Here is a 24,780-nt window from a genome sequence, read left to right as displayed (position 1 = left end):
CTCAGGTGCGCCGGTTACGCGGCGGCGCGGCGTGCGGCACCGCGCTCGTGCACGAGCCGGCCGGCCGCGTACGTGCGGTACACGGCGCGGTCGTCGCCGAGCAGCGCGAATGCGAACAGCAGTTCCTCGAGCGACTCCGCGCGCTTCGTGCGGCGTGCGAGCAGCGGCGTGGCCTGCGGGTCGAGCACGACGAAGTCGGCTTCGGTGCGCGGCGCGAGCGTGCCGACCGTGTCGGCGAGATCGAGTGCCTGCGCGGCGCCGGCCGTCGCGAGCCAGAACATCCGCGTCGCGCTCAGGTGGTGGCCCGACAGCCGCGCAACCTTGTGCGCCTCGTTCATCGTCTGCAGCATCGAGAACGACGTGCCGCCGCCGACGTCGGTGGCGAGCGTGACGGGCACGTCGTATTCGCCGGCCTTGTCGAAGTCGAACAGCCCGCTGCCGAGGAAGAAGTTCGACGTCGGGCAGTGCGCGACGACGGTGCGCGTCTCGGCCATCCGGCGACGGTCCTCGTCGTCGAGATGGATGCAGTGGCCGTACACCGCGCGCGGGCGCAGCAGCCCGTAACGATCGTAGATGTCGAGATAGCTGCGGTGGCCCGGGAACAGCTCGGCCGCCCATTTCACTTCGTCGACGTTTTCCGCGACGTGGCTCTGCACGAACACGTCCGGATGGCGGCGCGCGAGTTCGCTGCACGCCTCGAGCTGCGCCTCGGTGGAGGTCGGTGCGAAGCGCGGCGTGAGCGCGTACATCTGACGGCCCTTGCCGTGCCAGCGGCCGATCAGCTCGGCGCTGTCGTCATAGCCCGATTGCGCGGTGTCGCGCAGGAACTCGGGGCAGTTGCGGTCCATCAGCACCTTGCCCGCGATCATCCGCAGGTCGCGCGCGTCGCTCGCCGCGAACAGCGCGTCGGCCGACTGCTTGTGCACGGTGCAGTAGACGAGCGCGCTCGTCGTGCCGCACGCGAGCAATTCGTCGACGAAGAAGTCGGCGACTTCGCGCGCATGTTCCGGATCGCCGAACTGGCGCTCGGTCGGGAACGTGTACTTGTCGAGCCACGGCAGCAGGCCGGGGGCCGGCGACGCGATCATGTCCGTCTGCGGATAGTGGATGTGCGTATCGATGAAGCCGGGCACGATCAGCTTGTCGCGCAGGTCGTGGACGACCGCGTCGCGTGCGAGCGTCGCGGCCAGCCGTGCATGCGGGCCGGCCGCGACGACCTTGCCGTCATCGACGATCAGGAGGCCGTCGGTCTCGTGGTTCGCGGCCTGGCTCGATTGCGCCGGGTCGCCGTTGAAGGTCAGCAGCTGGGAACGGAAAGCGGTTTGCGTCATGACGAAGGGTCCTGCATCAAGGTAAGGCGAACAGAAGAAAACGGTCGGTGCCGCGCGGGCGACGACGCGGCGGGGGCGGCCCGGGCTTGCGCGATGCGGCGAGCCGCGCAGGCGGCGCCGCGCGCTGCGCTCGCGCACGCAAGCGCGGCGGCCGTGGCCGCGATGGCCGACGTACCGGCGGACAGCGCCGCAATCGCGATGGCGATCGCGATCACGGCGACCGGCTCGCCGGCGAGCGGCATCGCGAGCCGCAACAGTCGTTGTACGACGCGCAGCGACAGGCTGCGGCGCGCGACGACGCACACCGCCGTCGCCACGCGTACGACGGACGCGATGCCGGCCTGCGTGCCCGGCGCACGCAGGCGGCCGGTGCGGCACAACGCCGGGCCGGTCGTCGCGAAGCGGATGTCGTTGCGGTGTTTCATCTGTCTAGCAGACCTCGATGCCGGCCGTCACGCGGCCTGCCAGTACGAATCGAGACGCGCAATCAGCGCATCGCGCTGCGCGGCGTCGACGAACGACGCCTCGAAGCCGTTGCGAATCACCGCGTGCACTTCGGCGTCCGTCAACTGCAGTCCGTCGACCGTCGCGAAGTAGTTGTCGTTGACGTAGCCGCCGAAATAGGCCGGATCGTCGGAGTTGATCGTCACCGCGACGCCGCGATCGAGCAGCGCCTTCAGCGTGTGCTTCGCCATGTCGTCGAACACGCACAGCTTCAGGTTCGACAGCGGGCATACGGTCAGCGCCGTGCGCGTGCGCGCGAGGCGTTCGACGAGCGCCGCATCCTCGATGCTGCGCACGCCGTGGTCGATCCGGTCGACCTTCAGCACGTCGAGCGCTTCGTAGATATACGCGGGCGGGCCTTCCTCGCCCGCATGCGCGACGAGCTTCAGCCCGAGCGCGCGCGCCTTCTCGAACACGCGCGCGAACTTCGTCGGCGGATGGCCGAGTTCGGACGAGTCGAGCCCGACGCCGATCAGCCGATGGCGATAGCGTTCGAACAGCGGCAGCGCGGCGTCGAACGTCGCGAGCGCATCTTCTTCCGGCAGGTGGCGCAGGAAACACAGGATCAGCTTGCTCGACAGCCCGCGCTGCTCGGCATCGGCGAGCGCGCGGTCGATGCCGGCCACCACCGTCTCGATCGGCACGCCGCGTTCGGTGTGCGTCTGCGGGTCGAAGAACAGCTCGGTGTGGACGACGTTGTCGGCGAGCGCGCGTTCGCAATATGCGGCCGTCATGTCGTAGAAATCCTGCTCGGTCAGCAGCACGCTCGCGCCGGCGTAATAGATGTCGAGGAACGACTGCAGGTCGGTGAACGCGTATGCGGCACGCAGCGCGTCGATCGATTCGTACGCGAGCTTCACGCCGTTGCGCTGCGCGAGCGCAAAAATCAGTTCGGGCTCGAGCGAGCCTTCGATATGGATGTGCAGCTCCGCTTTCGGAGCGCGGGCGATCTTGTCCTTGAATGTCGGGGTCATGGCGTTGTTCTTGGTCGGTCAGAAGGTGGGGGAAGCCTGCACGGGTGCGTTCGCCTCGACGGCCTGCAGCAACTGCGCGGCCACCGAGATCGCGATCACTTCGGGTGCCTTGTCGATGATGCCTTCGACGCCGATCGGGCAGCGCATCCGCGCGACCTGGGCCGGGTCGATGCCGATCGCCGCCAGCCGATGATCGAACTGCGCGCGCTTGGTATGCGAGCCGGTCATCCCGAAGTATGCATAGTCGCCGCGCCGCAGGATGCGCTCCGCAAGCATGAAATCGAGTGCGTGGTCGTGCGTCATCACGACGAAGTACGCGTGCGGCGGCGCCGTGTCGACGGCATCGGCCGGGCTGGCAAGCGCGTCGATCGCGAGATTGCCGATCCCGGCGAGTGCCTCGGCCGGCGGGAACACCGCATCGGGGCCGTCGATCCAGCGCACGTGGCACGGCAGCGTTGCCAGCACCTTCACGAGCGCGGTGCCGATGTGCCCGGCGCCGAACAGTACGACGGGGAACGCATACGGCGCGATCGTTTCGGTCATCAACGCTACACCGCCGGTTTCCCACAGCAGGCAATCGGCACGCGCGGCCGGCGATTCGGGCTCGCTCAGCAGCGGCGCGCCCGGCGAGGGGCCGAATGATACGCTACGCACGGTCGCGGCGCCCGCCGCGACGCGCTTCGCGAGCGACATGATCCAGCCGAGATCGCCGACGTCGAGCCGCTCGAACGCGAGCACGACCGCGCCGCCGCAGCACTGGCCGAGGCTCGGGCCGAGCGCGAGCCGTTCGAGCCGGCGCGCGTGGGGCACGTGCGCGCCGTCCTTCAGCAGGTGCCGCGCTATCTCGATCGCCTTCCATTCCAGATGACCGCCGCCGATCGTATGGCGGGCCGTGTCGCGCGTGACGAGCATCTTGGTGCCGGCCTCGCGCGGCGCGGAGCCGTCGGTATGCGCGACCGTCACGAGCACGGCCGCTTCGCCGTGTGCGAGCAGTTGCTGCAGATCGCCGAGCCAGGCTTCCATCAGCACGCTCCGTTCCGGACGATTCGGCACGACGCGCGGCGCGGGCTGGCGGGCGCGGCGGCAACGAGGACGGACGGGAGCGAGGCGGGCCGGCCGCACGACGGGTTCAGTGCGGTGGCCGTGCGCCGAAGGCGCGCGCGAACGACGCCGCGCAACGTGCGGACGCCATGAGGGTGACGGATGCGGATGGTTTGCGTTGTCATGATGAATCCAGTCGACATTGCGGATCGGGCGCGCGTTACGCAGGAGGTGAGACCGCCTGGCCTCGCGCACGTAGATCGCCATCCAGTCGTGAAGATAGCACCGCAAGGCGGCGGGAACATTGCCGGGCGGTGATCCGGGCTATCAGACGGCGATCATGTCGATCATAGGCCCGCCGCGCGGGATCGGGGCGCCGACGCGCGGGCGTCGGGCCGAAACGCATGCGTGGCGGGGCGTGCGCGCGGATGTCGCGCGACGCGCGTTCGCCCGGGAATCGGGACGGCGGCGGGGATAGGTGTTTACGCGCGGCCGGCAGGTGCGGCCGCATCGGGGTCGCGCCGGTGTCGTGGGCCTAGCCGGACGAAGCGGCCACGCGGCCTCGACCGGTCGGCCGGATCGCGCGGCGCGGCCGGTCAGCCCGCCAGCTTGCGGCGATGGCGCCAGAGGCTCGAGGCGACGGCAATCAGGATCACGGCGAAGCCGATCAGCGCCCAGCCGGGCAGTAGGATCCCGAAGATCGGCGGGTAGACCGTCTCGCACAGGCCGGCAACCTTGAACATGCCGGGGAACCACTGGGCGGGCGGCAGGCTGTCGACGATCGGCTGCAGCGTGTCGAAGCCGCAGCTGAAACCCGGATTCATCTGGATCGACAGGTGCCGCGCGGCGGTGCCGACGCCGCCGGCCGCGGCGATCGCGATCAGCAGCTCGAGCACCCAGATGCCGCGCCAGTTGCGCATCCCCGCGGCCAGGAACGCGAAGATCCCGATCGCCGCGAAGAAGTAGCGCTGGATGATGCACAGCGGGCACGGATCTTCGTTCTTCACGTACTGCAGATACAGCGCGCCGGCCAGCAGGGCGATGCACACCCAGCCGAGCAGCATCAGCAGGCGGCGTTCACGGCGGAGTGCGAGCGTGGAGTCGTTCATGTCGGCGGGATTCCTGTCGTTGGTCGGTCCGATAAACAATCGCGCGATTTTAGCGCGAACGATCTGGCACGAAACTGACAGCGCGCGTGCGGCACCCGGCCGCCGCCGCTTCGTCCGGTCCATAGCCCGCCGTCATGCCGCGCGGGCGGTCACCGGATCGTGTTCAGCACGGCCTCGGCCGCCTGGCCGATCGCGAGCAGCGCGTCGTCGCGATGCGGCGCGGCCGCGAGCATCAGGCCGACCGGCGCCGCGTCGCGCGGATGGCACGGCAGCGACAGCGCGCATGCGTCGAGGAAGTTGAAGGCGCTCGGATTGCGCAGGATCAGCGCATTGGTGCGCGTGAACGCGGCGTCGTCCGCTTCGAGTTCGGCGATGCGCGGCGGCACGACCGGCACCGTCGGCGCGACGAGCGCGTCGAAGCGCGACCAGACGGTGTGTGCCGCTTCTTCCAGCATCGCGTGGCGGGCGGCGAGCAGGTCGAGATAGTCGGCCGCGCTCGCCGGCTCGCCCTTCAGGATGCGCGACAGCACGCGCGGGTCGTATTGGTCGCGGTGCTGCGCGAGCAGGGGGCGATGCCACGCGTACGCCTCGATCGGCGAGAAGCCGAAGCGGTTGATGTCCGGCAGCCGGTCGAGCGCGGAAAAGCGCACTTCAGAGACGATCGCGCCCGCGGCTTCGAGGTGCTTCAGCGATGCGTCGAGCGCGGCGGCGACGTCGGCGTCGACGCCGTCGGTCACATAATTGGTCAGCACGCCGAGCCGCACGCCTTCGAGCGGCCGCGCGGCCGGCACGTGCGGTTCGAGGCCCGCGAGCATCCGGTCGACGAGTGCGCAGCAGGCAACCGTCAGGCCGATCGGGCCGAACGAGTCGAGCGTGGTCGACAGCGGCACGCCGCCTTGCGTCGGGATCCGGCTCGCGGTCGGCTTGAAGCCGGTCAGCCCGCACAGGGCGGCCGGGATGCGGATCGAGCCGCCGGTGTCGGTGCCGAGCGCGACGGCGGCCATCCCGTCGGCGACGGACGCGGCCGCGCCCGACGACGAGCCGCCGGAAATCCGTGCATCGCCCGGCACGTCGCGGTGGTACGGCGAGCGAGGATTGCCGAAGTGCGGATTCAGCCCGAGCCCCGAGAACGCGAACTCGCTCATGTTGGTGCGGCCGACCAGCACCGCGCCCGCGCGCTTGAGCCGCGCGACGGCGACCGCGTCGGCCCTGGCGGGCGGCGCCCCGTCGAGCACGCGCGAACCGGCGCGCGTCACCTGGCCCGCGACGTCGAACAGATCCTTCACCGATACGGGGATGCCCGCGAGCGGCGACAGCACGGTGCCCGCGGCACGCAGGCGGTCGTGCGCGTCGGCGGCCGCGCGCGCGTTGTCGGCGTCGACTTCGGTGAAGACGGCGGCACCCTGGCCGGCCGGATCGGCGATCCGGTCGAGCGCGACGTCGACGAGCGCGCGGCTCGTGGTCCGGCCGGCGGCGAGATCGGCGGCGAGCTGGGCGAGCGGAGGGAAGGGCGTGAAGGTGGTCATGGGCGGCTCAGGGGGCGAAGGTGTTGGACAAGGGTGGCGCGAAACGAATCGATGTGGCGCTCGACGGCCGTGCGTGCGCCGGCGGCGTCGCGCGCGGACAGCCGCTCGAACAGTTCGCGGTGTTCGTGCTGGACGTCAGACAGGTGATGCGGCTCGGACAGCGTGACGAACCAGAAGCGCAGCGAGCGTTCGTGCAGCGCGCGCAGGATTTCCGCGAGCACCGTGTTGCGTGCCGCCGCGGCGATCGTCTGATGAAGCGCGCGGTCGAGCTCCATCATGCCCTCGACGTCGTGCGAGTCGACGCAGGCCTGGCCGTCGTCGAGCAGCGCGGACATGCGGGCGAGATCGTCGGGTGTTGCATGGCGGGCGGCGAGTTCGACGCAATGCGCTTCGTTGATGCGGCGCACGTCGGTCACCGCGACGATGTCGTCGAGCGACAGCGGTTGCACCATCAACCCCTTGCGCGGCATCACGGCCAGCAGCCCTTCGAGCACCAGCCGGTGGACGGCCTGATGGACGGGCGTGCGGCCGATGCCGGTGCGGGCCACGAGGTCGGCTTCGTTGAGCGCGGCGCCCGGCTTCAGGCGCATCGTGATGATGTCGCGCTGGATCAGCGCGTACGCGCGGTCGGCGAGGCTGACCGCCGATGCGGCGGGCCGGTCGTGGAGGGCGTCGGTCAGGGCGTTCATGCAGGCGGGGGCGCGGTGGTCGGACGGGGCGCGGTCATGGCGCGGGCGATCGGGCAACGTGGACGATCCGTGAATATTATTGTGATATATCACTGATGTCCAGTTTGCCCGGACGACCGTCGATACCGCCGGATGGAGGCCGGCGGCACGCCCGGCGGGGGATGCGACGACTTGCAACAATTTCGACAGGATGTTGCAGGTTTACCGCGCGATCGTGCACTGAAGCATAATGAATCCTCGTCAATCCAATACGCGCGAGCGACGTACCAGACCATCGTCATGAGCGAAAACACGCCTCCCCCGGCCGGTCTGCCCGGCACTTCTTCCGCTTCCACCGATTCCCCTCGTTCCGGTCCGGCGCCCACGCCGGAGGCGCCTGCCACGCAGGCTGCCGCTGCGCAGGTCGTCGCGGCGAATGGCGCAGCACCGGTCACGGCGGCGGCCGAGCCGGGCGCCGCAGGCACGGCGGGTGCCGCCGCCGAAGGCAGTGCAGCGCCGCCGAAACCCGGTGCAGCGCCGCCCGGTTTCGGCGCGCAGCCCGATTTCGACACGCCGCGCCCGCCGCCCGCGAATGCGCAGAACGTGCCGCCGGCTTACCTGAAGCAAAGCGACACGCCGTGGTCGGTATTCGGCCGGATCGTCGCGGCGCGCGCACGCCGGCTATTCGATCGCGCCGGCCAGCGGATCACTCAGCGCACGCTGCGCATCGGCGTGTCGGCGCGGATCTTCCATCCGGAGCCCGGAGCGAAGGGGCTGCGCGGCAAGACGCTGCAGTATCTCGAGGAATCGATCGCGCACTGGGTGATGTCGCGCGACGTGCTCGTGTTCATGATCCCGACCGTCGGTCACCAGGGCATGCTGCACCCGAGCAACATCCGCCTGCGCGACTACGCGAAGCATCTCGACGGCCTGCTGCTGCAAGGCGGCGCCGACGTGTCGCCGCAAACGTACGCGGCGTCGGACGCGCGCCCCGAATGGCCGGGCGACCGCGTGCGCGACATGTACGAGCTCGAGCTGTTTCACGAGTTCGTCGAGTCCGGCAAGCCGGTGCTCGGCGTGTGCCGCGGTTGCCAGCTGATCAACGTCGCGTTCGGCGGGTCGCTGTACCAGGACATCGCGACCGACGTACCGACCGCGAACGCGCACGTGAGCGAGCATTACGACCAGCATCGCCACGCGATCCGCTTCCCGGACTCGTCGACGCTGGCGAGCATGTTTCCCGGGCGCAGCGAAGCGATCGTGAACTCGATCCACCATCAGGCGATCCGCGATCTCGGCCGCGATCTGAACATCGAGGCCGTGTCGGCCGGCGACGGGATCATCGAAGGCATTCGCTACCGGCGCGCGCCGTTCGTCGTCGGCGTGCAATGGCACCCGGAGTTTCATCGTGCGGGCGGCGCCGAACTGCTCGACTGCACGCCGCTGCTCGATGCATTCCTGCGCGCGGCACGCGAAACGCGCCTGTAGGCGGCGTTTGCAGTGCCGGGCAGGAAGGCCGGCCGCATCCCGTTAAATTCGAGATGCGGCCGTTTCGTTTTGAACGATAATCGCGACTCCCGATTCGTTCGCCGGAGTCTGACGTTGGCCTTCCGAGATTTTTCCCCTGCACGATGCGCAACGTGGATCGTTGCGCTGGCCGCCTGCGTGCACGCGGGCGCAGCGTGGTCCGTCGACGCGACCGCGCCGGTCGCGGGCTCGCGCCCCGCGGTGACGAGCCTGCGCGGCGATGCCGCGCAGGCGGCTTCCCCTTCCGACGCGTCCGCCGCCTCCGCGACGGATGCGACCGCGCAAGGCAACGTCGCCGAGCTCACGCAGATGCTGCACGACGGGCGAATCGTCGAGATGCGCACCACGTACAACGGCAGCTACGGCGCGAGCCTGATGTTCGATCCGCGCGAGATGACGTATTACGTCGCGCTGTTCCAGGACAAGCATCTGTGGCGCGTGGTCAAGTCGCAGGAGAAGAGCCGAGCGGAAATGGTGTACGCGAACTTCGTCCAGCAGACGACGCAACTCGCGGACGTCGAAATCCGCCGCACCGAACTGCAGGCGCAGAAGACGTTCCTCGAACGCGTGATCGCGCTGCAGGCGAATCGTGCGCAGCAACTGCAGGCCGATCTGAGCGTCGCGCGCAGCCAGCAGGCCGAGGTCGCGCAGCGGCAGAAGTCGGCGCACGAACAGGCGCAGGCGCTGCAGGTCGAGAAGCGGGCGGCGCAACTGCAGTTGCGCGAACTGCAGGAGCAGGTACGGCAACTCGAGCGGCAGGCCGAAACGGGGTTGCCCGCGCACAAGTGATGAGCGGCCGGCCCGACGGACCGGTCGACGAACGAAAACCCGGCGCAGCGTGCTTCGCCGGGTTTTTTATTGCCCGCGCGTCAGCGGGTGAGCGTGGTGGGTGTGTCGGTCAGGCGGCGGTGGGACAGGTGCGTCGTCCAGTCGAAGTCTGCGGCGGGTGCGTCGGCCGCCCATGCCGGGCGATCGGCGCGCAGCGCGTTCGCCATCGCGATCAGCGTGAGTGGATCGTCGAGCGAAGCGTGCTGGTCGTGCCGGGTGTCCGGGACCGGCAGTGAACCGGCGCGACCGGGCGTTGGCATGCGCGATGCGACGTGCGTGATCGACGGGCGGCCGGCGAGTCGCGGCGCGGAAGGCGGGTGGACTTGCGCGGCTGTCGCGTGCGTGCCGTTCGGTCGATTCGGCGACGGTGCCGCCGCGGTGGCGGCGCGTCGTACGTCCGGCGCGCCGTCGGCGTCGGCGAGTCGCGGCGACGGCGCGAGCGCAGCGTCGCGTGCGGGCTGCGACGATGTGATAGGTGTACTGGCAACGGCCCGCGCCGCGTGGTGCCGTGCCGGCGTGATGGCCGTGGCGGGCTCGGCCCCGGCGCTCCGCACTCGACCCGTGAATTCCGTCGCGTGCTCCGGCACGGCGCCGGCGATTTGCATGACCGGCGAACGCGCGACATCCGGAAACGGTTCGTGGGCGACGATCAGCCCGCCGATGATCGCGAGTGCGCCGATGCTCCAGCAGGCGGCATGCCGTGCCCGCCGGTCATGTGCTCGATCAACGGCACGTGCGATGTGCCGATGCCGACCGGTGGCGCCGGCCGCAACGGCCGGTACGCCCGCTGACGACGGCTGTACGGCGGCCAGCGGTTGCCAGCGGCAGGCACGATGCGGCGCGTCGACGTCGATGCACGAAGTCGTCAACGTTGCCACGCAGCGGATGCCGGAGCGGCTGCCGGACGCGGCGCCGAACCGCCATTCGCGGCCGAACGGCGGCACGCCGTCGAGCGGCGCGACGCGAGGGCGGGCGATTGAGCCTTCGACGGAAACGAGGGGCGATGGAATCATGAGGGCGGTGTGCGGTGCGACGCGGGCCGCGTGGCCGGCCGCGGCGCGGAGTGCGTCGCGAATCGTGACATTGTGGTCAGGCGATCGCCATCGGTCGATCGGATCAATCCGATTTTGATGCGCCTTTCGCCGAGATTCGTACGAGCCGGACGCGGCGTCCGCAACGCCGGTCGGGTACAAGGCAATTGTCGGCTTCGCGTGGCATCATTCGCCAACCATGCCGGCATGCGCATCGTCGGATCCCCACGGCGCGCAGGTCGCGCCTTCCGAGCCGAGAGAACTCCATGTCCACTGCCACACACGCCGTCGCGCAGGAATCGAAATTCCGTACCGTGTTCAGGGTCGTCAGCGGCAACTTCCTGGAAATGTACGACTTCATGGTCTACGGGTATTACGCGTCGGCCATCGCGAAAACGTATTTTCCGAGCGGCAACGCGTTCGCGTCGCTGATGCTGTCGCTGTCGGTGTTCGGCGCGGGCTTTCTGATGCGCCCGGTCGGCGCGATCGTGCTCGGCGCGTACATCGACCATCACGGCCGCCGCAAGGGGCTGATCCTGACCCTCGGGCTGATGGCGCTCGGCACGCTCACGGTGGCCTCGATACCGGGTTACGCGACGATCGGCGTGCTCGCGCCGGTGCTCGTGCTGCTCGGCCGGCTGCTGCAGGGCTTTTCCGCGGGCGTCGAGCTCGGCGGCGTGTCCGTCTACCTGTCGGAGATCGCGACGAAGGGGCACAAGGGGTTCTATACGTCGTGGCAATCGGGCAGCCAGCAGGTGGCGGTCGTGTTCGCCGCGTTCGTCGGCGTGCTGCTGAACCGCGCGTTGCCGGCCGAGGACATGACCGCGTGGGGCTGGCGCATTCCGTTCCTGATCGGCTGCCTGATCGTTCCGTTCCTGTTCCTGATCCGTCGTTCGCTGAAGGAAACCGACGAATTCCTCGCGAAGCGTCACCGTCCGACGATGGGCGAGATCATGCGTTCGATGCTCGAAAACTGGGGCGTCGTGATCGCCGGCATGGGGATGGTGATCATGACGACGGTGTCGTTCTACATGATCACCGCATACACGCCGACGTTCGGCAAGGAAGTGCTGCACCTGTCGTCGCTCGACGCACTCGTCGTGACCGTCTGCGTCGGCCTGTCCAATCTCGTCTGGCTGCCGCTGTCCGGCGCGTTGTCGGATCGCATCGGCCGCCGCCCGGTGCTGATCGCGTTCACGGTGCTCACGCTGCTGTCGGCCTATCCGGCCGTGCTGTGGCTCGTGGCGGATCCGTCGTTCCTGCGGCTGCTCGCGGTCGAGCTGTGGCTGTCGTTCCTGTACGGCTCGTACAACGGCGCGATGGTCGTCGCGCTGACCGAAGTGATGCCGGCCGATGTGCGCACGGCCGGCTTCTCGCTCGCGTACAGCCTCGCGACGACGATCGGCGGGTTCACGCCGGCGATCTCGACGTTGCTGATCCACCAGACCGGCAACAAGGCGGCACCGGGGCTGTGGCTGAGCGTCGCCGCATTCTGCGGATTGATCGCGACGCTCGTGTTGTATCGCACGCGCGAAGCGCGCAACCAGTACAAGTCGGCCTGACGCCGCTGTATCGCATCACATCGACTGAAAAAAGGGAGCGCGCCGCGCTCCCTTTTTTTGTCTGCGCTCGGGTATTCAGGCGTCGCGCAGCGCGGCGGCGACCGCCGCCGCCACGTCGAGCCATTGTCCCGGTGCGGACTGGCGGGCGAGCCTCGCTCGCGGATACCACGGACAGTCGTCGCCGGTGAACCAGCGCCAGTCGGATGCGAACGGCAGCATGATCCACAGCGGCTTGCCGAGCGCGCCCGCGAGGTGCGCGACCGCCGTATCGATCGTGACGACGCCGTCGAGCCGTTCGATCAGCGCTGCCGTGTCGGCGAAGTCGTTCAGCCGCCCGTCGAGGCGATGCATGCGGGGATGCGCGTCGACGCGTGCCCGTTCGTCGTCGTCGAGTGCCGGCTGCAGCACGATCCAGTCGATGTCCGGCAGCGCGAGCAGCGGCGCGAGCGCGTCGAACGGCATCGAGCGGTTTTCCTGTGCCTGCCGGCGTCCCGTCCACGCAAGGCCGAACTTGCGCTTCGACTGGCCGCCCAGCGAGCCGCGAAAGCGCCGCTGCGTGCTGTCCGGCACGTCGAGGTAGCGTGTGCCCGCGACGATGTCGGCCGGCTGCAGGCCGAGCAGGAACGGCAGGCTCATCAGCGTGCATGCGACGTCCGCCGCCGGCGGCTTCGCGGCGCCCTGCGCGACGAGCGTCACGCGCCAGCGTGCCGCGGCCGGTGCGAGCAGCGCGACGAGTTCCGGCTGCACTTCGAGCACGACGCGCGCGCAGCGCGCGCGGGCGAGCGGCACGAAGCGGACGAACTGCAGCGTGTCGCCGAAGCCCTGTTCCGCGCGGATCAGCAGCGTGCGCGCGGCAATCGGCTCGCCTTGCCAGCGCGGCAGCGTGCCGAGCGGCGTCGCGCCCGGCGTGTCGTGGCGCGTTTCGTACGCGGGCAGGCCGCGGGCGAAGTCGCCCAGCGTCAGCAGCGTGACGGCGCGGTGCAGCTGCGCGAGTTTCAGGTCGGGGGCGACGCGCAGCGCCTGGTCGAACGCGCGCAGCGCCATCTCGTGCGCGCCGAGTGCGTGATGCGCGTTGCCGAGGTTCAACCACGCGAGACTGAACGACGGATCGAGACCGACCGCGCGTTCGTAGTAGGGCAGCGCTTCGCGCTGGCGTGCCTGCGCGCACAGCGCGTTCGCGAGCCCGAAGAGGGCGAGCGGAAACGGCGGGTGCAGCGCGAGCGCGGCTTCGAATGCGGCGGCGGCTTCGCCATGACGGCCGAGCGCCTCGAGCGTGTTGCCGAGATTGAAATGCGCGGCGACAAAGCGCGGCTGCGCGGCGATCGCAGCCTGGAAATGGGCGATCGCGTCGTCGGCCCGGCCCATCGCGTTCAGCGCCATCGCGAGATTGTTGTGCGCGCCGGCATGCCCGGGCCGCAGCTCGAGCGCGCGATGGAACGCGGCGAGCGCATCGTCGTGACGGCCGAGCGCATTCAGTGCGTTGCCGAGGTTGTTGTGGATCGATGCGTCGTCCGGTGTGAGCCGAAGTGCGCGGGCAAATGCGTCGACGGCATCTTCGTGGCGCTGCAGTGCCGCATAGGCGTTGCCGAGGTTGTAGTGCGCGAGCGGAAATTCGGGCGCGAGCGTCAGCGCGTTGCGAAAGCGGTCGATCGCTTCGTCGAGCCGGCCGAGCGCCTTCAGCGCGTTGCCGAGATTGAGCTGCAGCGCGGCGTCGTTCGGGCGCAACTCGACCGCACGCCCGACGAGATCGGCCGCCTCGGCATGCTGGCCCTGCTGATGCCGCAGCACGCCGAACAGATGCAGCGCGTCGGCGTTGGCGGGATGAGTGGCGAGTGCGGCGCGATAGCCGTGCTCGGCCTCGGCGAGGCGGCCCGCGCGGTGCGCGGCATACGCTCGGTCGAATGCGGATTCCATGACGCGAAAACTGACGGAAAGCGCGTATTTTCCCACACTGCGCGCGGGCACCCCAGATCGGCCGGTCGGCATATGGCCCCGTCACGCGGAGCGGCGTAGACTTGCACAATCGCGTGTCATCGAGGTTCTCATGGCTGACACACTGCTCGATATCCCGCCCGTGCTGATCGTCGGCGCAGGCCCCACCGGCCTTGCCGCGGCGATGAGTCTCGCGCGTGCCCGCGTGCCGGTGCGCATCATCGACCGGCTCGCCGTGCCCGCGCCGTACTCGCGCGCGATCGGCATCCAGGCACGCACGCTCGAACTGCTGGAGCAGCATCGCGCGGTCGAACCGTTTCTCGCGCTGGGTCATCGCGCCCATGCGGCCGCGCTGCACGCGGACGGCCGCGTGATCGCGCGGCTCGATTTCGATCCGCTGCAAACGCGCTATCCGTATCTGCTGTTTCTCGACCAGAGCATCACCGAGCGGCTGCTCGCCGAGCATCTGGCCGGGTTCGGCGTGACCGTCGAACGCGGCGTCACGCTCACCGCATGCGATGCGGGCGGACCGTCGCTCGACGTGACGATCCGCGATGCGGACGGTCGTGAACAGGCGTTCGCGCCCTCGTACCTGATCGCCGCCGACGGCGCGCACAGCACGGTGCGCCACCTGCTTGGCCTGGGCTTCGCCGGGCATGCGTTCGAGCAGACTTTCCTGCTCGCCGATTTCGCGGCGATACCCGACTGGCCGGACGAGGAGATCCATCTGTTCACGACGCCCGACGGCATCGCGGGGCTGTTTCCGATGGGCGGCGGCCGCTACCGGCTCGTTGCCGACCGGCCGCCCGGCAGCGACGCATCGCCCGACGGACTCACGCCCTCGACCCCGTCGCTCGACGAATGCGAGGCGATCGTGCGCGCGCGCGTCGGTGCGTCGATTGCGCCGAGCGATCTCGCGTGGTCGACGTATTTCCGCCTGCATAGCCGGATGGTCGAGCGACTGCGTCACGGGCGGGTATTCTTCGCGGGCGACGCCGCGCACGTTCACAGCCCGGCGGGCGCGCAGGGCATGAACACGGGCATCCAGGAAGCGTTCAATCTTGGCTGGAAGCTCGCGCGCGTGCTCGGCGCGGGCACGCCGGAGCGCCTGCTCGACACGTATCACGCCGAGCGCCACCCGATCGAGCGTGACGTATTGCGGCAGACCGGCCTCGTCACGCAGATCGTCGAAGCCGACCACGGCGCGATGAAGCTGCTGCGCGATCATGTCGTGCCGCTGCTGGCGTCGTTCGGGCCGGTGCGCGACGCGGTACGCCGCACCGTCAGCGAGCTCGGCGTGCAATACCGGAAAAGCCCGCTCACGCTCGAACGCGTGCTCGACGGCGGGCCGCGCGCAGGCGAGCGCGCGCCCGACGCGCTCGTGCACGTGGTCGACGGGCCGCTCGGGCGGGCGCCCGGAACCGCGCGGCTATACGACCTGCACGACCCCGCGAGCTTTACGCTGCTGCTGCTCGAGGAACCGGCAGGTGCCGACGCCGGCGAGACGGGCGACGTGCCGCCGATGCCCGCGGATGCGCAGGCGCTTGTGCAGGGGCTGGAGCGGATCATGCCGGGCGCCGTGCGAACATGGCGCGTCGCCGATGCCGAAAGCGACGGCACGGACGGGCTTGCGCAGGTATACGGCCGCTCGAGGCCGTCGTTCTACCTGCTGCGGCCCGATGGCTACATCGCGGTGCGCGGCCGTACCGCCACCGACGCGAACGCGCTGCTGCGCCACTGCGAAAGCTGGTTCGCGGGCATGTCGGTGCCCGCGTAGCGGGGTGCTCAGGCGGAGGCCGCGGCCGGCACGAGCGATGCGCGGTGCGCGGCGATCGCGTCGCGCACGATCGGCGCCGCGCGTTGTCCGGCCTCGCTCGACGGATCGTCTAGCGCGGCGAGCAATGCACGACGCATCCGCGGTTCCCAGAAGCGCCGGATATGCTCGGCGATCCCGCTCAGCGCTTCTTCGCGATCGGGCATCGATTCGAAGAACGCGCCGATCTGGTTGGCCATGTCGACCAGGTGTCCGTTGTCCATCGCTTCCTCACTTGCCCGTCGTCACGACGGCCGGCGTGGCGGCGCGGCGCTCGAGCAGGTCGAGCTGCTCCGAGTTGAAGCGCGCATACGCGCGCTGCCAGTCCGACGGCTGCGCGACCGGCATCACCTGCACGGCCGTCACCTTGTATTCCGGGCAGTTCGTCGCCCAGTCGGAGCTGTCCGTCGTGATCACGTTCGCGCCCGATTCGGGGAAGTGGAACGTCGTGTACACGACACCCGGCTGCATGCGGTCGGACACGAGCGCGCGCAACACGGTCTGGCCCGCCCGCGATTCGATGCCGACCCAGTCGCCGGTCCGGATTCCGCGGTCCTCCGCGTCGTGCGGATGGATCTCGAGACGGTCCTCTTCGTGCCACTGCACGTTCTCGGTCCGGCGCGTCTGCGCGCCGACGTTGTATTGCGACAGGATGCGGCCCGTGGTCAGGATCAGCGGATAGCGCTGCGTGACCTTTTCCGGCGTCGGAATGAACTGCGTGATCACGAACCGGCCCTTGCCGCGCACGAATGCGTCGATGTGCATCGTCGGCGTGCCGTCCGGCGCCTGTTCGTTGCACGGCCACTGGATGCTGCCGAGCGCATCGAGCTTCTCGTACGACACACCCGAGAAGGTCGGCGTGAGCCGCGCGATCTCGTCCATGATTTCCGACGGATGCGTGTAGTGCATGTCGTAGCCGAGCGCCCGCGACAGCAGCAGCGTCACTTCCCAGTCCGCGTAGCCCGCGAGCGGCGGCATCACCTTGCGCACGCGCGAGATGCGGCGCTCCGCGTTCGTGAACGTGCCGTCCTTCTCGAGGAACGTCGAGCCCGGCAGCAGCACGTGCGCGTATTTCGCGGTTTCGTTCAGGAAGATGTCCTGCACGACGATGCATTCCATCGACGACAGCGCGGCCGCGACGTGCTGCGTGTTCGGGTCCGACTGGACGATGTCCTCGCCCTGGCAATAGAGGCCCTTGAAGCTGCCGTCGAGCGCCGCGTCGAACATGTTCGGGATGCGCAGCCCCGGTTCCGGCTGCAGCGTGGCCGACCATGCCTGTTCGAACTGCGTGCGTACGACTTCGTCGCTGATGTGCCGGTAGCCGGGCAGTTCATGCGGGAACGAGCCCATGTCGCACGAACCCTGCACGTTGTTCTGGCCGCGCAGCGGATTGACGCCGACGCCTTCGCGGCCGATGTTGCCGGTCGCCATCGCGAGGTTCGCGATGCCCATCACCGTCGTCGAGCCTTGCGCGTGTTCGGTCACGCCGAGGCCGTAGTAGATCGCGGCGTTGCCGCCCGTCGCATAGAGGCGCGCGGCGTCGCGCACCAGCGCGGCCGGCACGCCCGTTACGTCGGCGGTCGCTTCGGGCGAGTTCTCGGCACGCGACACGAAGTCGCGCCATTGCTCGAACGCACGCATGTCGCAGCGTTCGGCGACGAATGCGTCGGCGACGAGCCCTTCGGTGACGATCACGTGCGCGAGTGCGTTGACGATCGCGACGTTGGTGCCCGGGCGCAGCTGCAGGTGGTGCGTGGCCTTCACGTGCGGGCCGTCGACCACGTCGATGCGGCGCGGGTCGATCACGATCAGCTTCGCGCCCTCGCGGATGCGCCGCTTCATGCGCGAGCCGAACACCGGGTGCCCGTCGGTCGGGTTCGCGCCCATCACGACGATCACGTCGGCCTGGCCGACCGACGCGAAGGTCTGCGTGCCGGCCGATTCGCCGAGCGTCGTCTTCAGGCCATAGCCGGTCGGCGAGTGGCACACGCGTGCGCAGGTGTCGACGTTGTTGTTGCCGAACGCGGCGCGCACGAGCTTCTGCACGAGGTAGGTTTCCTCGTTCGTGCAGCGCGACGACGTGATGCCGCCGATCGAATCGCGGCCGTACTTCTGCTGCAGCTTGCGGAACTGCGTCGCCGCGTAGGTGAGCGCCTCTTCCCAGCTGACTTCGCGCCACGGGTCGGTGATCTTCTCGCGGATCATCGGCTTCGTGATGCGGTCCTTGTGCGTCGCGTAGCCCCACGCGAAGCGGCCCTTCACGCACGCGTGGCCTTCGTTCGCGAGGCCGTTCTTGTGCGGCGTCATGCGCACGACCTGCGTGCCCTTCATCTCGGCCTTGAACGAGCAGCCGACGCCACAGTACGCGCAGGTCGTGACGACCGAATGCTCGGCCTGTCCGAGCTGGACGACGGATTTTTCCTGCAAGGTGGCCGTCGGGCACGCGGCGACGCACGCGCCGCACGATACGCATTCCGATGCCATGAACGATTCGCCTTCGCTGGCGGCGACGCGCGATTCGAAACCGCGCGCGGCGATCGTCAGCGCGAACGTGCCCTGCGTTTCCTCGCATGCGCGCACGCAGCGGTTGCAGACGATGCACTTCGACGGATCGTACGTGAAGTACGGATTCGATTCGTCCTTCTGGTCGCGCAGGTGATTCGCGCCGTCGAAGCCGTAACGCACTTCGCGCAAGCCCACCACGCCCGCCATGTCCTGCAGTTCGCAGTCGCCGTTGGCGGGGCAGGTGAGGCAGTCGAGCGGATGGTCGGAGATGTACAGCTCCATCACGTTGCGGCGCAGCGACTGCAGCCGGTCTGACTGCGTACGCACCTTCATCCCGGCTTCGGCGGGCGTCGTGCACGATGCCGGATAGCCGCGCCGGCCTTCGATTTCGACCAGGCACAGACGGCACGAGCCGAACGGTTCGAGCGAATCGGTCGCGCAGAGCTTGGGCACGTTGACGCCGGCTTCGATCGCGGCGCGCATCACCGACGTGCCGGCCGGCACCGTGACCGGCTGGCCGTCGATTTCGAGCGTGACGTCGGTATCGGCATGCCGTTGCGGCGTGCCGTAGTCGGTTTCGTCGAACGGATCGCGCGCGCGCGCTTCAGCGGCGCTCTTGCACGCGCATTGGCCCGAGCCGCAGCCGCCTTGGCGGACGTTGTTCGTGTCGAGGGACATGCAGGGCTCCTTCTGGGTCAGGCCGCAGCCTTGACCGGACCCGACGCGGCTTGCTTGCCGGCGGCGAGCCCGAAATCTTCGGGGAAATGGTCGAGCGCGGACAGCACCGGATACGGCGTCATCCCGCCCATCGCGCACAGCGAGCCGGCGAGCATCGTGTCGCACAGGTCGCGCAGCAGCGTGACCTGACGCTCCGACGTATCGCCTTCGCGAATCCGCGCGATCGTCTCGACGCCGCGCGTCGAGCCGATTCGGCACGGCGTGCACTTGCCGCACGATTCGATCGCGCAGAACTTCATCGCGTATTCGGCGAGCTCCGCGAGATTCGACGTGTCGTCGTGCAGCACGATGCCGCCGTGGCCGACCACCGCGCCGATCGCCGCGTACGCCTCGTAGTCGAGCGGCACGTCCCACTGGTGTTCGGGCAGGTAGGTGCCGAGCGGGCCCCCGACCTGGGCGGCGCGCGCGGGCCGGCCGCTGGCCGTGCCGCCGCCGTAGTCGAACAGCAGCTCGCGCAGCGTGACGCCGAACGCGAGCTCGACGAGGCCGCCGTGGCGGATGTTGCCCGCGAGCTGGAACGGCAGCGTGCCGCGCGAGCGGCCCATCCCGTAGTCGCGATAGAACGCGGCGCCGCGCGCGAAGATCACCGGCGCGGTCGCGAGCGTGATCACGTTGTTGATCACGGTCGGCTGGCCGAACAGGCCGGCGAGCGCCGGCAGCGGCGGCTTCGCGCGCACGACGCCGCGCTTGCCTTCGAGCGATTCGAGCAGCGCCGTTTCCTCACCGCACACGTACGAACCGGCGCCCTTCGCGACGTGCAGGTCGAACGCATGCGCGGAGCCGAGCACGCGTTCGCCGAGCCAGCCGGCTTCGCGAGCGCGCTCGATCGCCGTTTCGAGTGCCGCGATCGCATGCGGGTATTCGCTGCGCACGTAGATGTAGCCGAGCGTCGCGCCCGTCGCGATGCCCGCGATGATCATCCCTTCGATCAGGCAGTACGGATCGCATTCCATGAGCAGGCGATCGGAGAACGTGCCCGAATCGCCTTCGTCCGCGTTGCAGACGATGTACTTCTGCGCGGCGCGCGCCTGCCGGACCGTGCGCCACTTGATGCCGGCCGGGAAGGCCGCGCCGCCGCGGCCGCGCAGCCCCGATTCGATCAGCAGCTCGCACGCGGCGTCGCCGTCGAGTGCGAGCGCGTTCTTCAGGCCGGCGAGGCCGTCATGCTTCAGGTAGTCGTCGAGCGACAGCGGATCGGTCAGGCCGATGCGCGCGAACGTGAGGCGCTGCTGGCGCGCGAGATAGGGCAGCGCGTCGACGAGGCCGACGCCGCTCGGGTGCGTGCCGCCGTCGAGCCAGTTTGCATCGAACAGGGCGGGCACGTCGGCCGCCGACAGGTTCGCGTAGCCGACGCGCCCGGCGGCCGTGCCGACCTCGACGAGCGGCTCGAGCCACAGCAGCCCGCGCGAACCGTTGCGGATCAGTTCGATCGCGACGCCGCGCCGCTCGGCTTCCGCGACGATCGCGGCGGCGAGGGCGTCGGCGCCGAGCGCCAGTGCGGACGAATCGCGCGGAACGTAGATGCGGGTCGTCATGCGGCCTCCGGGGTGTGGGCGGCCGCGTCGGCGAGCAGGGCGTCGAACTTCTCCGGCGTGACCTTTGCGTGCAGTACGCCGTTGACCGTCATCGACGGCGATTGTGCGCACAGCCCGAGGCAGTAGACCGACTCGAGCGCGACGTCGCCCGGCGCGTGCGCGTCGGCGCCATCGCCGTGCGCGGCGTCGAACCGGCAACCCGTGCGCGCTTCCGCGTGTGCGGCCAGCGCTTCGCAGCCCATGCTGCGGCACGCCTCGGCGCGGCACATCTGGATCGTCACGCGCGCGGGCGGCGCGGTGCGGAAGTGGTGATAGTAGGTGAGCACGCCGTGCACTTCGGCACGCGACAGATTCAGCACCTTCGCGAGCGGCGCGACGCAGCCTGCCGGTACGTAGCCGGCCTCGTCCTGGATCGCATGCAGGATCGCGACGAGCGAGCGGCCGGCGCGCGCATGACGCTCGACGAGCGCGTCGGGCGCGGGGGAATTCGGGGACATCGTTGTGCTCCTCCAAAGTCTCATATGTGCCCTTGATTCATATAGTGCACACCGGGACTTCGTCCTGATTGATTTTGAGCAACGATAAGCGGAAGATTTCGCAGTCGCAATAGGAAATCGGAGTACATAATTGATTCGAATCGAATGCGACGCGTATCTGACCGTACGCGACACGGAGGGCCGCACGGCGAGCCTGTCGGATGTCGCCCCGTTGCTGGAGCTCGTGGCCGATACGGGCAGCATTGCACAGGCCGCGCAGGCGAAAGGGCTGTCGTATCGGCACGCGTGGGGCATGCTGCGGGCGCTGGAGGCATGCGTCGGCGGCGAGTTGATCGAGACCGCGCGCGGCAAGGGATCGACATTGTCGGAGCTGGGGCAGGCGGTCGTCGACGCGCAGCGGCTCGCGCGCAGCCGTCTCGACGGGAACCTGCGCGCGCTGGCGGCCGAGGTGGCGAGCAACCTGAACCGGCGGCTCGCACAGCGCGACGGCGCCGTGCGCATCCATGCGTCGCACGGCTATGCGGTTGCGGCGCTCGTTTCCGCACTCGTCGATGCGCAGGCCGCCGTCGACATCAAGTATCGCGAGAGCGTCGAGGCCGTGCAGGCGCTCGCGCGCGGCGAATGCGAGCTGGCCGGCTTCCATCTGCCGCGCGGCGCGTTCCGCGAACGGTGCGCGCAGATCTACCGGCCGTGGCTCGACGACACGCGTCACGTGCTGATTCATCTGACGCGTCGCCAGCAGGGGCTGTTCGTGCCGCGCGGCAACCCGAAGCAGGTCGGCGGGCTGGCCGATCTCGCCCGCCACGACATCCGCTTCGTCAATCGGCAGCCGGGGTCGGGCACGCGCATGCTGCTCGATCTCGCGTTGCGCGCGATCGGCATCGATCCCGAGCGTATCGACGGCTACGCGTCGGCCGAGCTCACGCACTCGGCGATCGCCGCGTTCGTCGCGAGCGGGATGGCCGATCTCGGCTTCGGCGTCGAGCCGGCCGCCCGTCATTTCGGGCTCGATTTCATCCCGGTCGTCGACGAGGACTACTACTTCGCGTGCGAACGCGCGCAGCTCGACTCGCGGCCGCTCGCCGGCGTGCTCGCCTTGCTGCGCGATGCACGTTTCGTCGAGCGCGTCGCGCATCTCGACGGCTACGATCCGGCGGCGTGCGGGACGCTGGCCGGTGTCGCGGAGGGCTTCGCCGGTACGGTCGCGGCCGGTACGCCGGACGGCAACGCACGGTAACGGGAATGCACGCGAGCCGCGCTGCAGCAGCGAGGGATTTGCGCTACGCTTGCCGCTTGATCAACGTTCCAACAAGCACGCCGTTCAGGCGTCATCCCGCCATGAAACTTTCCGTTCCCTTCGCCGCGGCAGCGTTGACCGCAGGGCTTCTCGTCGCTGTTTCGCCGTTTGCGCTTGCGCAGAATTCCCCGGGCGTGCCTGGCGGCATCCTGAGCGAACAGTTCCGCCTGAACGAGCATCCGCAGATGCCGTTCGCGGCGTCTGCGCCGTCGCAGAAATACCAGAGCGGCAAGAAGTCGGCATTGCGCCGCAAGGGCGATATGGGGGATCCGAACGGCTGCAACCTGAAGTGCCCGCTGGACACTCAATAAACCAAGGCAGACGCGCCGGGTCGTCGTCGACGCGTCTGTGCGGCCGTGCCGCCGTGCCGCGCCGATGCCGCGCGATTCTTTTCGAGCCCCGCAGGGCATGCTGCCTTGCGGGGCTCGTGCTTTATGGCCGGTCGTAGTCCAGTGCGATCGTGCGATGCCGGATCGGGTGCCTGTCGGGATTCTAGGGTTAACCCGTAATCCAGGAAGGATGTCTTCCTGAAACCTGCCTTATTCTTAAGCATCCGCCTACATAAACTTCGGTTTGTCAGCGATGAACGGGTGTTCACCGCGAAATCAGACAAATCTGGAGGTAGGTCATCATGAAGTCGCTCGTTCAAGCCGTTGTCGTTGCTGCCGCTCTCGTTGCTCCGGTCGTTTCGTTTGCGCAGTCCGGCTCGGCACTCACCCGCGCACAGGTTCGCGCCGAACTGGTTCAGCTCCAGCAGGCCGGTTACAACACCGCCCGCGGCGAAGATCCGCACTATCCGGAAGCGATCCAGGCCGCAACCGCGCGTGTTGCAGAACAGCAGCGCAGCGCGTTGGCCCAGGCGCAAGGCGCCGACGCCAGCGGCTACGGCGCGCAGGTGCAGGGCGCATCGGCAGCGGGCTCGCGTGCGATCGGCGTGCGTCCGGCCAGCGCGGAAGAAATGAAGTCGCTGTATCGCGGCAGCTAAGCTGCGCATTGCCTGGCGGGGCCACGCGGCCGGTGCGACGATGCATCGCGTCCGGTCGCGGTGCCGGGCAGGGCGTCGTCCGCTGCGCTCGAGCGCAGCGCGGACGGCGCCGAACCTCCGTCACCTCCTGTCGCCGGCGTATCGGTGGCATTCCGCCTGGCCCGCTCGGGGCCGGGCGCTTTTTCGGAGGGCGCGGGAGGTGGGCGCACTGGCAACAAAAAACCCCGCAGACTCGCGTCGTGCGGGGTTCGTGCGTCAAGCGCGGAATTTGGTGGAGGCGGCGGGAATCGAACCCGCGTCCAGAAGCGCTCCACGACTAGTTCTACATGTTTAGTTCAGTCATTTGATTTAACCGCAGCGACGCGGACGAACACGCTGCACTACGGCGATTCGCTAGGTTTTCGACCCTGGCGTCGCGACGCCGACAGGGCTTAACTGACGTAAATGACCTCTGGCGGTATTGCTACCGGTCTTGCGACACTAGCCCGTCAGTGAACTAGGCAGAGGACGGCGGCCGTTAGGCTGCCAGTGCGAACGTATCGTCGTTTGCAGTTACGATTTTCCCATTGATTAACGAGGTGACGGGTCCTCGACATGCCCTAGCCGCTTCACAACCCCTGTCGAAACCAGGTCGCCCCCGCGGATAAGATCAAACATTATAGCCCAACATCGCGCAACAGTTCGCGCAGTTCCTGCGTCGAGCCGACGAGATGCTGCGCCTGCCAGTCGGCCGGCGCGGCGCCGTCGCCGCAGTAGCCATAGGCAGCCGCGACGGTTGCCATCCCTGCCGCGCTGCCGGCCTGGATGTCGCGAAGATCGTCGCCGACATAGACGATGCGCTCGGGCGCGAGCGTCATCTGTCCGGCCGCGTGCAGCAGCGGGGCCGGATGCGGTTTCGAGTGCGGCGTTGTGTCGCCCCCGACGATGCAGGCCGCGCGCGGCGCAAGGCCGAGCAGGTCGGCGAGCGGCGCGGTGAGGCGCATCGCCTTGTTCGTGACGATGCCCCAGCGCACGCCGCGCGCATCGAGTTCGTCGAGCACGTCGCCGATGCCGGGGAACAGCACGGTGTGCACGCAGATGTCCGTCGCGTAATTGGTCAGGAACTCGTCGCGCATCGCTTCGTAGCCGGCCGATTGCGGGCCGATGCCGAATGCGCCGCCGAGCAGGCCGCGCGCGCCGGCCGATGCCAGCGGCCGCAGCACGTCGAGCGACGTTTCGGGCAGGCCGCGCACGCGCTGCATCTTGTTGACGGCGGCGGCGAGATCGGGCGCCGTGTCGGCGAGCGTGCCGTCGAGGTCGAACAGCACGGCATCGCAGTGCAGCAGGCGCGGCTCGTCGAGTGCGGGCCGCCCGGTCGAAAGGGAAGTCGTCATGCCG

The 24,780-nt window shown here is 69.0% G+C and carries 21 protein-coding genes and 1 other RNA gene; 7 read left to right on the top strand and 15 right to left on the bottom strand.

Going from position 1 to position 24,780, the window contains the following annotated elements; genetic code table 11:
- Positions 1 to 14: 14 nt before the first annotated feature.
- The 7 genes from guaD to DIE17_RS24705 all read right to left on the bottom strand — a co-directional run bounded on the left by guaD (position 15) and on the right by DIE17_RS24705 (position 7,174).
- On the bottom strand, positions 15 to 1,331 hold the full coding sequence (gene guaD / locus DIE17_RS24735) for a guanine deaminase (RefSeq protein WP_044848552.1): 1,317 nt from the start codon (positions 1,329 to 1,331) through the stop codon (positions 15 to 17).
- Positions 1,328 to 1,756, bottom strand: coding sequence for a hypothetical protein (locus tag DIE17_RS24730; protein ID WP_124487809.1), 429 nt, complete (start codon positions 1,754 to 1,756; stop codon positions 1,328 to 1,330). The genes guaD and DIE17_RS24730 overlap by 4 nt, the downstream gene beginning before the upstream one ends.
- Before the next feature lie 27 nt (positions 1,757 to 1,783).
- On the bottom strand, positions 1,784 to 2,809 hold the full coding sequence (locus DIE17_RS24725; protein ID WP_044849230.1) for an adenosine deaminase: 1,026 nt from the start codon (positions 2,807 to 2,809) through the stop codon (positions 1,784 to 1,786).
- An 18-nt stretch (positions 2,810 to 2,827) separates the two neighbouring features.
- A complete protein-coding gene (gene xdhC / locus DIE17_RS24720) occupies positions 2,828 to 3,832 on the bottom strand; it encodes a xanthine dehydrogenase accessory protein XdhC (protein ID WP_124487810.1) in 1,005 nt (334 codons plus the stop codon).
- A 614-nt stretch (positions 3,833 to 4,446) separates the two neighbouring features.
- Positions 4,447 to 4,959 (bottom strand): disulfide bond formation protein B, encoded by a 513-nt coding sequence (locus DIE17_RS24715; protein WP_124487811.1) that lies wholly within the window; start codon positions 4,957 to 4,959, stop codon positions 4,447 to 4,449.
- 149 nt (positions 4,960 to 5,108) lie between these two features.
- On the bottom strand, positions 5,109 to 6,485 hold the full coding sequence (locus DIE17_RS24710; protein WP_124487812.1) for an amidase: 1,377 nt from the start codon (positions 6,483 to 6,485) through the stop codon (positions 5,109 to 5,111).
- The gene (locus DIE17_RS24705) at positions 6,482 to 7,174 is read right to left on the bottom strand and encodes a GntR family transcriptional regulator (RefSeq protein ID WP_124487813.1); all 693 of its coding nucleotides are present in this window, start codon (positions 7,172 to 7,174) and stop codon (positions 6,482 to 6,484) included. Before DIE17_RS24705 ends, DIE17_RS24710 begins: the two co-directional genes overlap by 4 nt.
- Before the next feature lie 279 nt (positions 7,175 to 7,453).
- On the opposite strand from DIE17_RS24705, the gene DIE17_RS24700 reads away from it, so the two are divergent.
- Together DIE17_RS24700 and DIE17_RS24695 are read left to right on the top strand one after the other, a co-directional pair.
- Positions 7,454 to 8,641 carry a gamma-glutamyl-gamma-aminobutyrate hydrolase family protein gene (locus DIE17_RS24700; RefSeq protein ID WP_124487814.1) on the top strand — a complete coding sequence of 396 codons (1,188 nt, stop codon included), beginning with the start codon at positions 7,454 to 7,456 and terminating at the stop codon, positions 8,639 to 8,641.
- Between the two features lie 114 nt (positions 8,642 to 8,755).
- On the top strand, positions 8,756 to 9,469 hold the full coding sequence (locus tag DIE17_RS24695; protein ID WP_124487815.1) for a DUF2968 domain-containing protein: 714 nt from the start codon (positions 8,756 to 8,758) through the stop codon (positions 9,467 to 9,469).
- Between the two features lie 80 nt (positions 9,470 to 9,549).
- On the opposite strand, the gene DIE17_RS24690 is transcribed toward DIE17_RS24695, so the two are convergent.
- Complete coding sequence (locus DIE17_RS24690) at positions 9,550 to 10,701, bottom strand: hypothetical protein (RefSeq protein ID WP_311766324.1); 1,152 nt, start codon at positions 10,699 to 10,701, stop codon at positions 9,550 to 9,552.
- A gap of 104 nt (positions 10,702 to 10,805) precedes the next feature.
- Here DIE17_RS24690 and DIE17_RS24685 point away from each other — a divergent pair, with 104 nt between their 5' ends.
- Entirely contained in the window at positions 10,806 to 12,101 is a 1,296-nt protein-coding gene (locus tag DIE17_RS24685; RefSeq protein WP_124487816.1) for an MFS transporter, read from the top strand.
- Positions 12,102 to 12,176: 75 nt separating this feature from the next.
- On the opposite strand, the gene DIE17_RS24680 is transcribed toward DIE17_RS24685, so the two are convergent.
- Entirely contained in the window at positions 12,177 to 14,015 is a 1,839-nt protein-coding gene (locus DIE17_RS24680; protein WP_409333443.1) for a tetratricopeptide repeat protein, read from the bottom strand.
- A gap of 130 nt (positions 14,016 to 14,145) precedes the next feature.
- Here DIE17_RS24680 and DIE17_RS24675 point away from each other — a divergent pair, with 130 nt between their 5' ends.
- The gene (locus tag DIE17_RS24675; protein ID WP_044844852.1) at positions 14,146 to 15,810 is read left to right on the top strand and encodes an FAD-dependent monooxygenase; all 1,665 of its coding nucleotides are present in this window, start codon (positions 14,146 to 14,148) and stop codon (positions 15,808 to 15,810) included.
- Positions 15,811 to 15,818: 8 nt separating this feature from the next.
- Here DIE17_RS24675 and DIE17_RS24670 read toward each other — a convergent pair whose 3' ends face one another.
- The 4 genes from DIE17_RS24670 to DIE17_RS24655 are packed head-to-tail and all read right to left on the bottom strand — an operon-like array spanning position 15,819 to position 21,121.
- The gene (locus DIE17_RS24670) at positions 15,819 to 16,070 is read right to left on the bottom strand and encodes a formate dehydrogenase subunit delta (RefSeq protein ID WP_124487818.1); all 252 of its coding nucleotides are present in this window, start codon (positions 16,068 to 16,070) and stop codon (positions 15,819 to 15,821) included.
- Positions 16,071 to 16,077: 7 nt separating this feature from the next.
- A complete protein-coding gene (gene fdhF, locus DIE17_RS24665) occupies positions 16,078 to 19,029 on the bottom strand; it encodes a formate dehydrogenase subunit alpha (protein ID WP_124487819.1) in 2,952 nt (983 codons plus the stop codon).
- A gap of 17 nt (positions 19,030 to 19,046) precedes the next feature.
- Positions 19,047 to 20,624, bottom strand: a complete 1,578-nt coding sequence (locus tag DIE17_RS24660; protein ID WP_124487820.1) for a formate dehydrogenase beta subunit — start codon at positions 20,622 to 20,624, stop codon at positions 19,047 to 19,049.
- Positions 20,621 to 21,121: an NAD(P)H-dependent oxidoreductase subunit E gene (locus tag DIE17_RS24655; RefSeq protein ID WP_124487836.1), complete on the bottom strand. Its 501-nt coding sequence runs from the start codon at positions 21,119 to 21,121 to the stop codon at positions 20,621 to 20,623. Before DIE17_RS24655 ends, DIE17_RS24660 begins: the two co-directional genes overlap by 4 nt.
- Positions 21,122 to 21,251: 130 nt before the next feature.
- On the opposite strand from DIE17_RS24655, the gene DIE17_RS24650 reads away from it, so the two are divergent.
- The 3 genes from DIE17_RS24650 (at position 21,252) to DIE17_RS24640 (ending at position 23,403) form a co-directional block, all read left to right on the top strand.
- Entirely contained in the window at positions 21,252 to 22,358 is a 1,107-nt protein-coding gene (locus DIE17_RS24650; RefSeq protein WP_124487821.1) for a substrate-binding domain-containing protein, read from the top strand.
- 101 nt (positions 22,359 to 22,459) lie between these two features.
- Positions 22,460 to 22,729, top strand: coding sequence for a hypothetical protein (locus DIE17_RS24645; protein ID WP_044844846.1), 270 nt, complete (start codon positions 22,460 to 22,462; stop codon positions 22,727 to 22,729).
- A 320-nt stretch (positions 22,730 to 23,049) separates the two neighbouring features.
- Entirely contained in the window at positions 23,050 to 23,403 is a 354-nt protein-coding gene (locus tag DIE17_RS24640) for a DUF4148 domain-containing protein (RefSeq protein WP_059599002.1), read from the top strand.
- 269 nt (positions 23,404 to 23,672) lie between these two features.
- Here the strand turns inward: DIE17_RS24640 and ssrA are convergent.
- Together ssrA and gph are read right to left on the bottom strand one after the other, a co-directional pair.
- Positions 23,673 to 24,042, bottom strand: a transfer-messenger RNA (tmRNA) gene (gene ssrA / locus DIE17_RS24635).
- A 17-nt stretch (positions 24,043 to 24,059) separates the two neighbouring features.
- A complete protein-coding gene (gph, locus tag DIE17_RS24630; RefSeq protein ID WP_124487822.1) occupies positions 24,060 to 24,776 on the bottom strand; it encodes a phosphoglycolate phosphatase in 717 nt (238 codons plus the stop codon).
- Positions 24,777 to 24,780: the final 4 nt, after the last annotated feature.

This window comes from Burkholderia sp. Bp9099, assembly GCF_003857805.1.
Lineage (GTDB): Bacteria > Pseudomonadota > Gammaproteobacteria > Burkholderiales > Burkholderiaceae > Burkholderia.
This window is presented reverse-complemented; position numbering and strand designations above follow the sequence as displayed.